The 12798-nt window shown below is 62.1% G+C and carries 18 protein-coding genes; 10 read left to right on the top strand and 8 right to left on the bottom strand.

Features of this window, described 5'->3' with window-relative positions:
* The first annotated feature begins 4 nt into the window (after window positions 1-4).
* From V1278_RS27340 to V1278_RS27330, 3 genes are read left to right on the top strand one after another with little or no spacing between them, the layout of a single operon-like run.
* On the top strand, window positions 5-1159 hold the full coding sequence (locus V1278_RS27340) for an alpha-D-ribose 1-methylphosphonate 5-triphosphate diphosphatase (RefSeq protein WP_334368051.1): 1155 nt from the start codon (window positions 5-7) through the stop codon (window positions 1157-1159).
* Complete coding sequence (phnN, locus tag V1278_RS27335) at window positions 1156-1764, top strand: phosphonate metabolism protein/1,5-bisphosphokinase (PRPP-forming) PhnN (protein ID WP_334368052.1); 609 nt, start codon at window positions 1156-1158, stop codon at window positions 1762-1764. Before V1278_RS27340 ends, phnN begins: the two co-directional genes overlap by 4 nt.
* A 1-nt stretch (window position 1765) precedes the next feature.
* Complete coding sequence (locus V1278_RS27330) at window positions 1766-2377, top strand: pyridoxamine 5'-phosphate oxidase family protein (RefSeq protein ID WP_334368053.1); 612 nt, start codon at window positions 1766-1768, stop codon at window positions 2375-2377.
* Between the two features lie 21 nt (window positions 2378-2398).
* On the opposite strand, the gene V1278_RS27325 is transcribed toward V1278_RS27330, so the two are convergent.
* Window positions 2399-2662: a hypothetical protein gene (locus V1278_RS27325; RefSeq protein WP_334368054.1), complete on the bottom strand. Its 264-nt coding sequence runs from the start codon at window positions 2660-2662 to the stop codon at window positions 2399-2401.
* A 135-nt stretch (window positions 2663-2797) separates the two neighbouring features.
* On the opposite strand from V1278_RS27325, the gene V1278_RS27320 reads away from it, so the two are divergent.
* The 4 genes from V1278_RS27320 to V1278_RS27305 all read left to right on the top strand — a co-directional run bounded on the left by V1278_RS27320 (window position 2798) and on the right by V1278_RS27305 (window position 5019).
* Entirely contained in the window at window positions 2798-3124 is a 327-nt protein-coding gene (locus tag V1278_RS27320) for a hypothetical protein (RefSeq protein ID WP_334368055.1), read from the top strand.
* Between the two features lie 293 nt (window positions 3125-3417).
* Window positions 3418-3498: a pyrroloquinoline quinone precursor peptide PqqA gene (gene pqqA, locus V1278_RS27315; protein ID WP_035728097.1), complete on the top strand. Its 81-nt coding sequence runs from the start codon at window positions 3418-3420 to the stop codon at window positions 3496-3498.
* A gap of 300 nt (window positions 3499-3798) precedes the next feature.
* Window positions 3799-4659 carry a hypothetical protein gene (locus tag V1278_RS27310; RefSeq protein WP_334382840.1) on the top strand — a complete coding sequence of 287 codons (861 nt, stop codon included), beginning with the start codon at window positions 3799-3801 and terminating at the stop codon, window positions 4657-4659.
* A 123-nt stretch (window positions 4660-4782) separates the two neighbouring features.
* Window positions 4783-5019: a hypothetical protein gene (locus V1278_RS27305; protein WP_334384272.1), complete on the top strand. Its 237-nt coding sequence runs from the start codon at window positions 4783-4785 to the stop codon at window positions 5017-5019.
* Between the two features lie 18 nt (window positions 5020-5037).
* Here the strand turns inward: V1278_RS27305 and V1278_RS27300 are convergent, their stop codons facing one another.
* Genes V1278_RS27300 through V1278_RS27280 form a run of 5 tightly spaced genes read right to left on the bottom strand, consistent with a single transcriptional unit; the run spans window position 5038 to window position 8691 of the window.
* A complete protein-coding gene (locus V1278_RS27300) occupies window positions 5038-5382 on the bottom strand; it encodes a hypothetical protein (RefSeq protein WP_334382839.1) in 345 nt (114 codons plus the stop codon).
* Window positions 5383-5416: 34 nt separating this feature from the next.
* Entirely contained in the window at window positions 5417-6211 is a 795-nt protein-coding gene (locus tag V1278_RS27295; RefSeq protein ID WP_334382838.1) for a pentapeptide repeat-containing protein, read from the bottom strand.
* A gap of 48 nt (window positions 6212-6259) precedes the next feature.
* Window positions 6260-6988, bottom strand: a complete 729-nt coding sequence (locus V1278_RS27290) for an ABC transporter ATP-binding protein (protein WP_334368059.1) — start codon at window positions 6986-6988, stop codon at window positions 6260-6262.
* A complete protein-coding gene (locus V1278_RS27285) occupies window positions 6978-7715 on the bottom strand; it encodes an ABC transporter permease (protein WP_334368060.1) in 738 nt (245 codons plus the stop codon). The genes V1278_RS27290 and V1278_RS27285 overlap by 11 nt, the downstream gene beginning before the upstream one ends.
* A 1-nt stretch (window position 7716) precedes the next feature.
* On the bottom strand, window positions 7717-8691 hold the full coding sequence (locus V1278_RS27280; RefSeq protein ID WP_334382837.1) for an ABC transporter substrate-binding protein: 975 nt from the start codon (window positions 8689-8691) through the stop codon (window positions 7717-7719).
* Window positions 8692-8777: 86 nt separating this feature from the next.
* Between V1278_RS27280 and V1278_RS27275 the strand changes: the two genes are divergently transcribed.
* Window positions 8778-9137 carry a hypothetical protein gene (locus V1278_RS27275; protein WP_334368062.1) on the top strand — a complete coding sequence of 120 codons (360 nt, stop codon included), beginning with the start codon at window positions 8778-8780 and terminating at the stop codon, window positions 9135-9137.
* Between the two features lie 163 nt (window positions 9138-9300).
* On the opposite strand, the gene V1278_RS27270 is transcribed toward V1278_RS27275, so the two are convergent.
* Both V1278_RS27270 and V1278_RS27265 read right to left on the bottom strand, forming a co-directional pair.
* Window positions 9301-10059, bottom strand: a complete 759-nt coding sequence (locus tag V1278_RS27270) for a quinoprotein dehydrogenase-associated SoxYZ-like carrier (protein WP_442893821.1) — start codon at window positions 10057-10059, stop codon at window positions 9301-9303.
* 116 nt (window positions 10060-10175) lie between these two features.
* Window positions 10176-11102 carry a quinoprotein relay system zinc metallohydrolase 2 gene (locus V1278_RS27265; RefSeq protein ID WP_334382836.1) on the bottom strand — a complete coding sequence of 309 codons (927 nt, stop codon included), beginning with the start codon at window positions 11100-11102 and terminating at the stop codon, window positions 10176-10178.
* Between the two features lie 281 nt (window positions 11103-11383).
* On the opposite strand from V1278_RS27265, the gene V1278_RS27260 reads away from it, so the two are divergent.
* Both V1278_RS27260 and V1278_RS27255 read left to right on the top strand, forming a co-directional pair.
* The gene (locus V1278_RS27260) at window positions 11384-12226 is read left to right on the top strand and encodes a substrate-binding domain-containing protein (RefSeq protein WP_442893822.1); all 843 of its coding nucleotides are present in this window, start codon (window positions 11384-11386) and stop codon (window positions 12224-12226) included.
* A complete protein-coding gene (locus V1278_RS27255) occupies window positions 12223-12798 on the top strand; it encodes a PQQ-dependent catabolism-associated CXXCW motif protein (protein WP_334382834.1) in 576 nt (191 codons plus the stop codon). Before V1278_RS27260 ends, V1278_RS27255 begins: the two co-directional genes overlap by 4 nt.

The following is a 12798-nucleotide window of genomic DNA, read 5'->3' as shown; positions in this document are numbered from 1 at the left end:
TGAGATGACTTCGAAGCACGAAACCATCCTCGGCAATGCCCGCCTCGTACTGGCCGATCGCGTGATCGAGCACGGCTGGATCGCTTTCGCAGATGGCCGCATCGCCGAATATGGCGAGGGCACTGCGCCGTCAGGCAGCGAGGACGCCGGCGGCGACCTGATCATGCCAGGCCTGATCGAGCTCCACACCGACCATCTCGAAATGCACTATGTGCCGCGCCCGAAAGTATTTTGGGATCCGATCGCGGCGGTAGTTTCCTATGACGGACAGTTGGCCACCTCGGGCATCACCACGGTTCTGGATTCGCTCCGGGTCTGGCGCGAGGACGGCGCCGAGGACGTTGACGGCAGGGCAGGCGTGCTCGCGGGTGCGATCACGGCGGCGCGTGAGGCAAACCTGCTGCGCGCAGAACACTTCCTGCATCTGCGCTGCGAAATTCCGATGCCAAGCGTCGTCGAGGAAGCCAAGGAGCTGATCGGCCGGCCGGACGTGCGGCTGATGTCGCTGATGGACCATACGCCGGGTCAGCGCCAGTTCCGCGACGAGGTCAAGCTCCGCGATTATTACCGCGGCAAGGGCGGCGGCATGACCGACGCCGAGCTCGATGTACTGTTCGAGAAGCGCTTTGCCTATCAGAAGGCCTATGCCGCGACCAACATGCGCGAAATCGTGGCGCTTGCCCATCGATATGAAATTCCGCTCGCCAGCCACGACGACACCACTGAGGAAAATGTCGCCGATGCGATCCAGGATCGCGTTTCCGTCGCTGAGTTTCCGACCACGATGGAAGCCGCGCGCGGGCTGCATCAGGCCGGCATCGGCATCCTGATGGGCGCGCCGAACGTGGTCCGCGGCGGCTCGCATTCCGGCAACATCGCCGCCATCGATCTCGCCCGCGAGGGACTGTTGGACATCCTGTCGTCCGACTACATCCCTTCCAGCCTTTTGATGGCAGCCCTGCAGTTGCCGCAGCATGTGCCGGCGATCGATCTTGCCTGCGCCGTCCGCACCGTCACCAAGACACCAGCCGAGGCCGTGGGCCTTGCGGACCGTGGCGAGATCGCAGCCGGCAAGCGGGCCGATGTGATCCGGGTGCATGTCGCCCGCAACATTCCGGTGGTGCGCAGCGTCTGGCGGGAAGGGTGGCGCGTGGCATGACGGAAATCTTGACAACCACAGCGCCGGGCCAGGCCGCCGCAATCGGGCCGGGCCGTTTGATCCTGGTGGTCGGTCCGAGCGGCGCCGGCAAGGATACGCTGCTCGGCCTCGCCACGGCCGCCTGCGCCGATGACAGCAAAATTGTGTTTCCACGCCGCGTGATTACGCGCGAGGCGTCGGCGTCGGAAGAAAACGAACAGGTCAGCGCCGGAACGTTCCGGGAGGCGCTGGCGCGTGGCGAATACGCCATGCATTGGGAAGCCCACGGCCATTGCTACGCACTGTCGCGCGCGATCGACAACGAAATCCGCGCCGGGCGAACCATCGTTGCCAATGTATCGCGCACCGTGATTGGCGCGATGCGCCGCGCCTATGCCGACGTGGTGGTGGTTTCGATCACGGCCCCGCCAAACGTTCTGGCCGAGCGGCTGGCGATGCGGCAGCGGAGCAGCGACGGCAGGCTCGAAGCCCGCTTGGGTCGCACGGTGGAGGATGCGGCCGCGCCCGACGTTACCATCGTCAATACCGGCAGTGCCGAATATCATGCCCGCCAGCTCGTCCGCGTCATCAAGGCCGAGAAATGGGACGATCGACGGGAGAGCTAAAGTGACTGTTATCGCGACCATCGAGCAGCTCGAGGCCATCTACGGCTTTCCCAACGATGCCTCGACCGTCAAGGTCGCGGACAGGATCACGCCAGCCTATCGGGCGTTGATGGACAAATCGCCGTTCGCAGCGCTCGCGACCTGCGGACCCGAGGGGCTGGACTGCTCGCCGCGCGGCGACCTGCCGGGCTTCGTTCGCATCCACGATGAGAAAACGCTGATGATGCCGGATCGCCGCGGCAACAACCGTTGCGATTCGCTGCGCAATATCGTGCGCGATCCGCGGGTGGCGCTGTTGTTTCTCATCCCGGGCTCGGGCAGCACGCTGCGCATCAACGGTCGCGCACACGTCTCCGCCGATCCGGAACTGCTCGCGTCGTTCAAGATGGAGGGCAAGGCGCCGCGCACCGTCATCGTCATGACGGTCGAAGAGGTTTACTTCCAATGCGCGCGCGCCATCGTGCGTTCCGATCTCTGGAATCCCGACAAGCGCGTCGACCCTAGATGCTTGCCGACGCCCGGCCAGATCCTTGCCGAGATGAGCGACAACACCGTCGGTGGCGAGAAGTACGATCGGGAATGGCCGGAGCGCGCGCGGCAGACCATGTGGTGATGCGCTGATGGTCGTCGCTGATCATCCTGCCGGCACATGCGGGCAGGTCATGGATCGCGGCTTGCTGCCGCGCCTGTCGATGGGCACGTTGCAATTGTCGATCCGTTGCTCGTCCATCCACTTTTTTCCCAGGCGCTCTTTTCCGGTCAGCGATGACCCGTCAGCCGGCAGGGCGGTTTCCGCATTCGGTGTGGTTTGGCCAGGCTGCCTTTCCTGCGCAAGCACTCCCGATGCAAAGCACAGCGCGAAAAGAAAACTGATCAACCCTCGGTGAATCGGTTCCATCGGATTGTCCTCATCAGAAATCCATGCGTCAGATTAAACATGTCGATATTTACGTAGCCACCCGGAACCTGCGGACAACGGGTCGGTTGCCTCTCATCGTGTTGCGCGCTTCACAAGAAAAGGAAGGAGAGACAGATGAAAATGAAACGGCTCATTCTTGCTGGTTGCTCGATCCTGGTCTTGAGCTCCGGCGCAGCACTTGCTGGTCCTTGCGAGACGGGACGCGCGGCCAACCTGAAGGATGCTGGCTCCGGACCGGCCAAGATGGGCGACAGCCAGACAACGGGTATGGCTGGCAGCACCGATCAACATCCGCCGACCGATAAGATGAATCGAGCGGCGGGAGACACTGCTGCATCTTCACAAGATACGCAGCGGCAGATGCAAGGCGAACCGACGGCGGCACAGCAGGCTGAAGGTGCCAAGGCCGACAAGGTCACAGAGGCTGACAAGGACTGCTGAAGATACGTATCGACCCTGGTCGTCATACTGCTTCAGCAGACAAGCGCGGATGAATAATAGAAGGTCGTTCGAACTGTGATTGGACGAACCCTCGCGGTGCAAGCGTCGATGCGGCGCCCTCATCCGCAGGGTTTGTCCAAGAGGGAAGTAGGCTTGCCCAAGAGCGAACTTCTTCCTTCGGAGATGGTGCGCATAGTGCGACCTTCGACCTTCCGTACTTGCGCTCTGTCCACGGTGACCCTAGTTTTCATCCCGGCACGAAGGTCGTGCCAGCACTGCTTGGGAGGACCCTGATGAGTTGGAAGACTCCGAAGATCGTCGAAGTGTCGGTGGGCATGGAAATCAACATGTACGCCTGCGCGGCGCGTAAATAGGCGCGTCGAAGCGGTCTGCCCGGCTCCGGCAACAGCATGTTGCTGCGGGCCGGGTAGGCTGTTCAACTACCGCGAAGTCGCCTGTTGCTTGCACCAAGCGTGAGCCCGCGGATCCTGCCAAAGCCAGCGGGATCTCCCGTAGGCGGCCGACGGTGCTGATCCCAGTTTCTCCACTGCTCCACCTGCGTTCTGTGTCTTCCCATGGCTCGCGGAAGATTGCCGCATCATGCTAGGGTATGCTCGGCCCGCACCGCCGGGAATCACCCGTTCAACCCCATGACCCGCTGAATGCGAACGTCTATGCGTGCAAGGACCTTCCAGGCGGCGGTCGTGTCCTTTGCTGCGCTGCTGCCGGCTTGTGGCTATGCCGAGGGCATCGACACCGAGCATCTGTTCGGCTTTATGATCGGGACCGATGTCGGCAATGTCGGCGAACGGGAGTTTCAGAGCGAGACGACCGGGCGCTTCGGCAGGAACGGGGGTACTTACCGGGCGGTCGGCCAGGAATTTGAACTGGAGTTTGTGCCGGCCCGGAATTTTAGAATCGAGGTGGGAAGCACGTTTGCGTCGCATCTGATCAGTGGCGTGCCGGGCATCGACGACCAGCGCCGGCTGTCATGGCAGGGTGGGTCGATCGATTTGCGCTATCGCTTTCTCGATCGGGAAACGGCACCATTCGGAGTTACGTTCGCGACGGAAGCGCACGCGCATCGTGTCGAGGAGACGACCGCTGAAGCGGTCCGGAGTTTCGGGACTGAATTCAGGCTGGCGTTCGATCGCGAGCTCGTACCGAATCGCGTCGTCGCCGCGTTCAACCTGATCTACGAACCAGAGTGGACACGATTGATCGGAAGTGGCGCGATGGAGCGGGAGTCTACTGCCGGTACGGCGCTTGGGGTCATGGCGCAGTTGCGTCCCGGTTTCTTGCTAGGCGGAGAGGCGCGGTACCTGCGAAAATATGAGGGGATCGGTCTGGACAAACTTGCAGGGCAGGCGTTGTTTGTCGGTCCGACCGCATATTTCCAGTTGTCGAAAAGTTCGCGGCTGACCGCGAGCTGGAGCTTGCAAGCGTGGGGGCGTCCGGCGGGGTCGACGGCCGGCCTTGATCTCGTCAATTTCGAACGTCACCAGGCGCGGCTGGTATTTGGCGTCAATTTTTAGGGCTGGCGGCTGCGCGCGCGGCCCCTAGTTCCGGCTTTTTCACGGGGTAGTGAAACGTCAGGCCGCCCTTTGCCGTAGCTCTTTGCGTTAATCTGTTCGGGAACAATGCAAGGGATGTCAGATATGACCCCAATAGATTTGGTCGTGACCGTCTGTGCGGTGCTCTCGCCCACCACTTGCGAGGAAACCCATCTGGTCTTTTCTTCAAATGCTTCATTGCAGCAATGTGCCATGAACGCGCAGCCCTACATCGCGCAGTGGATTGGCGAACACCCGAAATGGACCGCGGTCAAGTGGCGTTGCGAATATCCAGGCACCAATCGAAAGGCATCCGCCGACGCCGTGTCGTCGGCAGGCTGAATAGTCGTCCAGCGGCGGCTATTTGCTACAATCCTTTAGATCCTTGTCGGCGATGGAAAACACGGCGTCAGCCTTGATTTCGACGTCGCGAACGAAGCAGTGCTTTGATCCGCGATAGCCGACCTTGGCATCATAACGTCCCGGCTCCACGCCCGTGATGCGCAGGCGTTCGTCGTGGTCGACTTCTTTGTCCTTGTCGTTCAGGGTGAGGTTGGGACCCCAGTCGTTCTTGCCGGGCGGGGAAAGCTGAAACTCGGAAATGGTCGCCGTCGTAAGGTTCCACAACCGGATGCCTTTTCCCTGCGCGGCCACCTCGTTGGCGCTCGTTGACAGCAGTGTCGCCAAAGCCAGTATCCATCGCATCGGTCATCCTTTCGTCGTGGGGCGCCTGGAGCCGTCATTGCCTGATCAGACGGTCTCGATTTTTGACTTTATCGAAATTTCTTGCCTGATCGAGACCGATCGGGGCGATCAACCGGGCCGTATCGAGATCGGCACCCTCGAAATCGGTATCGACGACGGTGATGCCGGTCAGGTCGGCTCCGCCCAGTTGGGCACTCTTGAGAGAAGCGCCGGTGAGGTCGCCGCTCTTCAGCACCGCAAATTCGAGATCGACGCGAGACAGATCGGCGCCGCGCGCGTTCAGGCGTTCCAGATTGGCCGATTTCAGCACCGCGCGCATCAGGCCCATCGATTGGTTGCGCATGTCGGCACCGAGATTTGCGCCCGCGATCGAAGCGCCGACGAGGCTCGCACCGGTGAGGTCGGCAGCGACGCGTGCTCCCGAAAGGTCGGCGCCGTCGAGGCGGGCGCGAGCCATCTGCGAAGCGAACAGATTTGCGTTCCTGAGGCTTGCGCCGGTCAGGTCGGCTTCGACCAGCCATGCCTGGTCGAGGATTGCGCGGTCGAGCCTGGCGCCGGCGAGCTTTGTCTTGTTGAGCCGGGCCGCGCGGAAAGTTGCGCCGGACAGGTTGAGTCCCGACAGGTCCAGGCCGGATAATCTCTTCCCGGTGAAATCGGCGGGCGCGGCTATGGTCGCTGCGGCGAGCGCGGCCTCGACCTCTCCGCGGGTCAATTCGGCCGAGACCATATCGGGCGACGACAGGTCAATATGACGCATCATGTCCTGGGCTGTTGCCGTCATCGCGACAAGAGCAAGACCGAGTGCTGCAGTTCCGATCGAGCGTTTCATCGTCAACCCCAACCGATCACGCATCCTAGCACCGGCCTAAGGCACTGCCTATGACCCATCCTGCTTGGTGGGACAGCCATCGATCCGCCGCATGATTTCCGATTTGATTGCGGCGATCTCGACCTCTCCGCGTGCGCTTCGCGGCGTGCGGATAGGCAGGTCCGCGAGAACCCGGGCCGGGCGCGGCGACAGCAGGATCACGCGATCGCCGAGACGAACCGCGTCGTCTACATCATGGGTGACCAGCAGCGTTATCACGGAGCGACCGTCCATCAACATGGCGATCTCATCGCGCAGGCGGCTCGCAAGAGCGGCATCGAGCGAGGCTAGCGGTTCGTCGAGAATGAGCAACTCCGGCTCAATAGCGAACGCGCGGGCGAGCGCAACGCGCCGCGCGAGGCCGAGCGATAACTCGCCGGGAAAATGGTTGCGATGTGCCTTCAGCTCCAGAATTTCGAAGAGTGCTGAAAGCTTCGGTTCATCGGCAAGAGGCGCGGCAAGTCGCACATTCTCCTCGACCGACCGCCACGGCAGCAGCCGCGGCTCTTGGAACACGAAGCCGATCCGCGCGCCGGCGGGTCGAGAGACGCGCCCTTGAAAGTCGGGGTCGAGACCGGCGAGGATCCGAAGCATCGTACTCTTGCCGCAGCCGGACGGGCCGACCAATACACCAACCTCTCCTGCATTAAGCGCAAAGGCGACGCCCGCGATCACGTCGTGCTGTTCGCCCGCCGCGCTCTTGAACGTTTTGCTGGTGATTTCGACCTCAAGCCGCACGGGGACGCCACCGGGATGACCGGGCCTCGAACGGCTGCACCAACAAGGTTTCAATGAGGAGCACGACTGCGGCGAAGCTCAGCGAGTAGGCAAGCAACAGCGGAATGTCGAATAGCTGGAACGCCACGCCGATCTCGAAACCAACACCGTTTGGACGTCCAAGCAATTCCGCAACAAGTACGATCTTCCAGACCAGGGAAAGTCCTGATCGGGCGGCGGCTGCGATGTAGGGCGCCAGTTGCGGCAAAATGACGTGTCGAAACCTGCTCCAGTGGGGCAACGCGAACACCGTCGCCATTTCGTCCAGCGCCGCGTCGAGGGCACGTGCTCCCTCGCGCAGCGTAACGATGGCGGTCGGGAGCTTGTTGATGGCGATTGCCGCAATTGCAGCGACTTCAGTCAATCCGGCCCAGATGTAGGCGAGCACGATGACCACAAGCGCCGGCAGATTGAGCAGCAGGATCAGCCAGGGGTCTCCAAGCCGATCGGCAAGCCGCACCCGGCCCATCAGGTATCCAATGGCTGCGCCCAGCGCCATCGCCAGCGTGAAGGCGAGCGCAACGCGCGCTAATGTCGCGCCGAGATGGAAGAACAGGTTGCCCGACCTGGCTTCCGCGATCATGGCCGTGAGCACGGTGGGCGGAGGTGGCAGCTTCGCGTCACCGGCAAACAGCGAAGCGATCCACCAGATTGCGACGAACACGGCGAATGACAGCAGGCGAGCCACCTCAATCTCCCGGGATCGCGTGATAGAATGTTCCGGCATCCAGTTCAGGCGCTGGCCCGACAAGTTCACGACCGCCTATCTCAGCCAGCACGCGGTAGAGAACGCGTGCGTCGGCTTCCTCGTCGGCGATCGGGCGACGCGGAATTCCCTCTCGATAGCGATTACGATAGGCGCGCAACGTTGCGGCGTCGGGAGCGCCGGTCAGTGGCGCGATTTTCTCCCACTCGGCATCCGAGGTCGACAGAATCTCCTTCGCCGCGCGGGTCATGGCGATGAAGCGGGCAATTTTGTCCTGGTTTGCGTTCGCCCATGTTTCGTCGAAGACGTAGCCGAGCATCGCGGTGCGGCCTTTGGCGCCCAGTTTCGGCAGCAGGTCCTCGATGCCGGCGATGCGGCGGAAGCCTTTTGCTTCCAGTGCCGCACAGAAATTCCAGTAGTTCACGGTCGCATCCATTTCGCCGCTGAGCGTCTTGGCTGCCAATAACGGCGGTGCGCCGTAAGCGATTGTTGCGTCGGACTTCAGGTCGATGCCGCCCTGTTTCAACCATGCCAAAAGCAGCAGCCAATTCTTGTCGATCGGCCCGCCTGCGACGGCGAGCTTTCGGCCTTTGAGATCGGCCAAGGTCTCGATCGGGGATGAGGCAGGGACCATCACGGCGCCGAGCGCGCTCGAATAGGGATAGAATGTCAGCTTGGCGCCAAGCCCGCGTTCGCGCGACACCCAAAGCCAGTCGGTGACCACAATGTCGGCATTCCCGGCGCGAAGCGCAATCTTGCCCGCCTCGGGGCTCGCCAGTTCGAGAACCTGGACCGAAAGGTTGGCCTGCTTGTCGAGGCCGTGCGCGCGGATCACTGCAAGTTCCCAGGCGAATGTTCCGGTCTTCTGTACCGCAACGCGTAAGGCCTCGGCGCCGCAGCACGTGCCGAGCGAGACCAAGACAATCGTAGCGAGCAGCGTGCGAACAAAATGCGTCATGGCGCCTTGAGCCGTATCCTTGAACGTCTGCTTTTCAGCGCGCCAGTCATAGCATAGCTTCCACGGTTAACAGCGGGAGGAAGACGATGACGCTTGTCGGATGGGTACGACGTATTGTCGCCACGTTGACAGCGCTGATGACGATTGCGGTGGTCGCGCACGCTCAGGACATCAATGATTATCCGACATCGGCGCGCGTCGAATATGTTTTCGGGTGCCTGAAGGCAAATGGCGAGACGCGGCAGGCGATCGAGCAATGTTCCTGTTCGGTCGACGTCGTGGCTTCACTCTTGCCCTACGAGCGCTATGTCACGGCCGAAACCGTGCTCAGTATGTCGCAGGTCCGGAGCGATCTGGGCGGCCCGTTCCGCACGTCGGAGCAGGCGGCAAGCGCACTCAACGAGCTTAGGCGAGCCCAGGCCGAAGCGGAGGTCCGTTGCTTCTGAATGCGAAGCGGCCGCCGCTTCGAAGACGCGTCCAGGGGCAGAGTGGCATCCGTGTCCCGGACGCGGTGCGCGCTGGTGACATGGGCCCCGCTCTGCAGCGCATCACTCCGTGTTGCGCTGCGTCCGGGGCACGAGAGAAACGGCTGACGCCTGATGGTCGGTATCAAGTCCCTGAATTATCTACCTTCCATTCGCGCTGGAAGACGTGCCCCTCGGTGTCATTTGCCTCGGCGCGGAAACGTTTCGAACCATTGGAGACGTAGGTGAACCTGATATTGGGGTCTTCTGAAATGGAAATGCCGCCTTCCATCGTCAACACCAGGCTGTCGTCCTGCCAGAGCCGCAGTTCATTGATGAAGAAGGCCGGGACATAGAGGTGCGTGACCTGGTCCATCTGCAGGCCGGAATTGCTCGGATGGCCGATCATGATCTGGGCTTCGCGCGCGCCACCGGCCGGCCCTTCGCCGGCCTTTGCGAACTGCCGATAGCGCATCTGGCCCAGCCTGGCCTTGGCTTCGTCGGCGTTCTTGGCCGCAGGCGCCGAACAGCCGCCGGAGGCCTTCACATAGGTTTTAGTCATGTAAAGTTTGCCGTCGCTGAGTTCGGCCACCGCATGGACATCGGTGTAATTGTTGACGCGGACGCGGGTGGAGATTTCCGAGACGTTGGCGTCCGGTCCAAGCTGGAACTTCGCCGCCATCGGCGCGGGATTCTGGTCGATGACCAGCGTAATGCTCAGCACCTGCCGGCTATCGCCGGGCGAAAGCTTCGTTCGCAAAGTGACCGGGACGATTGCGGCATCCTCGGCACGCGACGGCATTTCGATGCCGATCACGTCGCTGCCATCGTTCATCGGACGATTGTTGAAGATGTCCTGCACCAGGCCGGGCCAGAGATCATTTGCCTCTGCCGCGAGCGCCATCGGTGCGCCGCAGAGTAGCAAACCAACGACGCCGAAGAGGCGGAACAGATATCCGGACATGGTGACGACCTTCGCGCGGATGGAAGCAACGCACGCAATATAGGGCAATGCGCATGCTATTCCCATTCAATTTCGGAGAATGCTGCAGTTGCGTTGCGGGCGTTGAAGTCGTCGAACAATTCCCACCGGGATCGCTCGGAGCTTGCTGCAGTACCCGCTGCTGCCCCTATCGGTTCGCCGCGGGCGATGAGCCCGCGTATGTCTGAGGCCAGCGTTTCGAGATAACGACGCTGGTCGGCGAGGGCGGCCGGCCATCCGCTCACGGGACCGTGACCGGGAACCACGCGCTCCGCAGGCAAGGCGCCGAGCTCACCGATGACGGACAGCCAGCCGCGGATGCTGCCGTCCAGCACAGGCGTGTGGGTGAGAAACACGAGGTCGCCCGCGAACAGGGTGCCGGTCTTTTCATCCAGCACCGTGAGATCGCAATCGCTGTGCGCGGCAGGCCACGCCCGTACGGTGAGGATTCGTCCGCCGAGATTGAGCTGGAGCGTGCCGCTGACGAGCAGCGTCGGCGGCACGATGCGTATTTCGTCGATCAATTGATCACCCATCGTGCGGCGAAATGCGTCGAGATAGAATTGACCGCGCGCCGCCAGCGCGCGCGGCAGGTTCGCGTGGCCGACAAACGTTGTTCCGTCCTGCACGAAAGCGCCGTTGCCGAAGATGTGGTCGGGGTGGCCGTGCGTATTGATGACGTAGCGGATCGGCTTGTCTGTCCGGGCGCGAATGGCCGCCAGCAATTGCCGTCCCTCGCGAAGGCTGCCGCCCGTATCTATCACCGCGACGGCATCCTGGCCAACGATGAACCCGACATTGGCGATCGCGCCTGCGTTCTCGCGCGTCATCTGCGCGGTTTGGCCGTTGTGTACGAATACGCCATCCGCAATGGAGTTGACGGGCAGCTCCTGTTCCTGCGCGAAAGAAGCGGTGATTGTCGCGCTCATCGCGAGCGCGGCAAGGATCCATGCGGGCTGAGCCATAATTCGGCCTTCGTCTCTCCACCAAGCGCAGCCGGTAATTCAACGTTTCATTGCGGCTGCGTTTGCGTCGCAGCACGGGCGGCGATTTCGCCAGGATTATTCCTGTTGCGCGCCCCAATTGACAAGCATAGCATTTTGCTTGTCTGCGGCTTCAACGGAACTCTGTTCGTCGAGGTTGCCGATATCTTTTGCGAGTTGGCAACAATAGCGAGCCGGAAGTGCAGCAGCTTTCCATGACATGCGCCAGACAGAAGCGCTGGCTGGCGATCTCAACCTTGGTGATGCTCGCGGTTTTCTTCGGGCGCGATGCTGATGTTGCGCGCGCGCAGATCAAAGAAGGCGGCGATCTGTCGATTGAGCTCGTCGATCCCAAGGTGCTGCGCGTCTGCGCCGACCCGCACAATTTGCCGTTTTCCAACGACAAGGGCGAGGGATTCGAGAACAAGCTCGCCGAACTGTTCGCCGAGAAGCTGAACAAGAAGCTGGACTACATGTACTTCCCGCAGGCGACGGGCTTCGTCCGGATGACGCTTGGCGCCCATCGTTGCGACGTCATCATGGGCTTCCCACAGGGGGATGACCTGGTCCAGGGCACCAATCCCTATTACCGCACCGCCTACGCGCTGGTCGCCAAGAAGGGCAGCGGCCTCGACGAAGTGACCACGCTGGAAGACGAGCGTCTCAAGGGCAAGCATATCGGCATCGTGGCCGGAACACCGCCTGCCACGAATATGGCGGTCAACGGCCTGATGGCGAATGCCAAACCGTATCAGTTGATGGTCGATACCCGTTTGGATTCGTCAGCGGAGGCGATGATAGCCGACCTGAAGTCCGGGAAGATCGACGCCGGCATTCTCTGGGGGCCGATGGCGGGCTTCTATGCGAAAAAGGCGGATCCGCCGCTCCATGTCACGCCCCTCGTGAAGGAAAAGTCAGGCCCTCGATTGGCGTACCGTATCGGCATGGGAGTGCGTGCCGCCGACCAGAACTGGAAGCGGCAGCTCAATCGCCTGATCCAGGAAAACCAGCCGGCCGTCAACAAGATACTGCTGGACTTCGGCGTTCCCTTGCTCGACGAGAATGACCGACCGATCGGCGCGGAGACGGCAACCAAAACGCCATGAGAGCAGCGCTCGCAGGCCTGATCCTTGCGACATTCCCATTCATCGTCTCGACCTTCGCGCAGGAGAGGCCTCCCGAGCCCGACGGGTATCGCATGGGAGACTACCGTGCGCCGGTTCCCGCGACCCTTGCCGGTGTGCGTGTGCTGACCACCGCAGAGGCCGAGGCGATCTGGCGCGCCAAGGCCGGCGCATTCATCGACGTCATGCCTCGCGCGCCGAAGCCGCAAAATCTTCCCGAAGGCACCATCTGGCGCGACAAGCCGCGGCTCAACATTCCCGGCAGCGTGTGGCTGCCGGACACCGGCTACGGAAGGCTCGCAGCCGTAACGGAAGACTATCTGCAGCGCGGGCTTGTCCGCGCGACGGCAGGCAACGATGCCGGGCTGGTGGTGGTCTACTGCCTTGCCGATTGCTGGATGTCCTGGAACGCGGCCAAGCGCATCCTCACTTACGGCTATTCCAACGTGGCGTGGTACCCTGACGGGACCGATGGCTGGGAACGGGCCGGTCTGGCGCTGGTGGAGTCGCAACCGGAGCCGCGGACTGGCGAGGAGATCGCATCGCCGCGTTAG

The organism is Bradyrhizobium sp. AZCC 1577, assembly GCF_036924575.1.
GTDB lineage: Bacteria > Pseudomonadota > Alphaproteobacteria > Rhizobiales > Xanthobacteraceae > Bradyrhizobium.
Note: the sequence above shows the minus strand (reverse complement) of the source record. Positions and strands in the feature narration are given on the sequence as shown.

Excerpts from the sequence above, each read along its gene's own strand:
- V1278_RS27260 (WP_442893822.1), top strand. The coding sequence starts at position 11,384 with ATGCTCGCGGTTTTCTTCGGGCGCGATGCTGATGTTGCGCGCGCGCAG.
- phnN (WP_334368052.1), top strand. The coding sequence starts at position 1,156 with ATGACGGAAATCTTGACAACCACAGCGCCGGGCCAGGCCGCCGCAATC.
- V1278_RS27325 (WP_334368054.1), bottom strand. The coding sequence starts at position 2,662 with ATGGAACCGATTCACCGAGGGTTGATCAGTTTTCTTTTCGCGCTGTGC.
- V1278_RS27310 (WP_334382840.1), top strand. The coding sequence starts at position 3,799 with ATGCGTGCAAGGACCTTCCAGGCGGCGGTCGTGTCCTTTGCTGCGCTG.
- pqqA (WP_035728097.1), top strand. The coding sequence starts at position 3,418 with ATGAGTTGGAAGACTCCGAAGATCGTCGAAGTGTCGGTGGGCATGGAA.
- V1278_RS27280 (WP_334382837.1), bottom strand. The coding sequence starts at position 8,691 with ATGACGCATTTTGTTCGCACGCTGCTCGCTACGATTGTCTTGGTCTCG.
- V1278_RS27295 (WP_334382838.1), bottom strand. The coding sequence starts at position 6,211 with ATGAAACGCTCGATCGGAACTGCAGCACTCGGTCTTGCTCTTGTCGCG.
- V1278_RS27340 (WP_334368051.1), top strand. The coding sequence starts at position 5 with ATGACTTCGAAGCACGAAACCATCCTCGGCAATGCCCGCCTCGTACTG.
- V1278_RS27265 (WP_334382836.1), bottom strand. The coding sequence starts at position 11,102 with ATGGCTCAGCCCGCATGGATCCTTGCCGCGCTCGCGATGAGCGCGACA.
- V1278_RS27255 (WP_334382834.1), top strand. The coding sequence starts at position 12,223 with ATGAGAGCAGCGCTCGCAGGCCTGATCCTTGCGACATTCCCATTCATC.
- V1278_RS27305 (WP_334384272.1), top strand. The coding sequence starts at position 4,783 with ATGACCCCAATAGATTTGGTCGTGACCGTCTGTGCGGTGCTCTCGCCC.
- V1278_RS27300 (WP_334382839.1), bottom strand. The coding sequence starts at position 5,382 with ATGCGATGGATACTGGCTTTGGCGACACTGCTGTCAACGAGCGCCAAC.
- V1278_RS27320 (WP_334368055.1), top strand. The coding sequence starts at position 2,798 with ATGAAAATGAAACGGCTCATTCTTGCTGGTTGCTCGATCCTGGTCTTG.
- V1278_RS27275 (WP_334368062.1), top strand. The coding sequence starts at position 8,778 with ATGACGCTTGTCGGATGGGTACGACGTATTGTCGCCACGTTGACAGCG.
- V1278_RS27270 (WP_442893821.1), bottom strand. The coding sequence starts at position 10,059 with ATGGCGCTCGCGGCAGAGGCAAATGATCTCTGGCCCGGCCTGGTGCAG.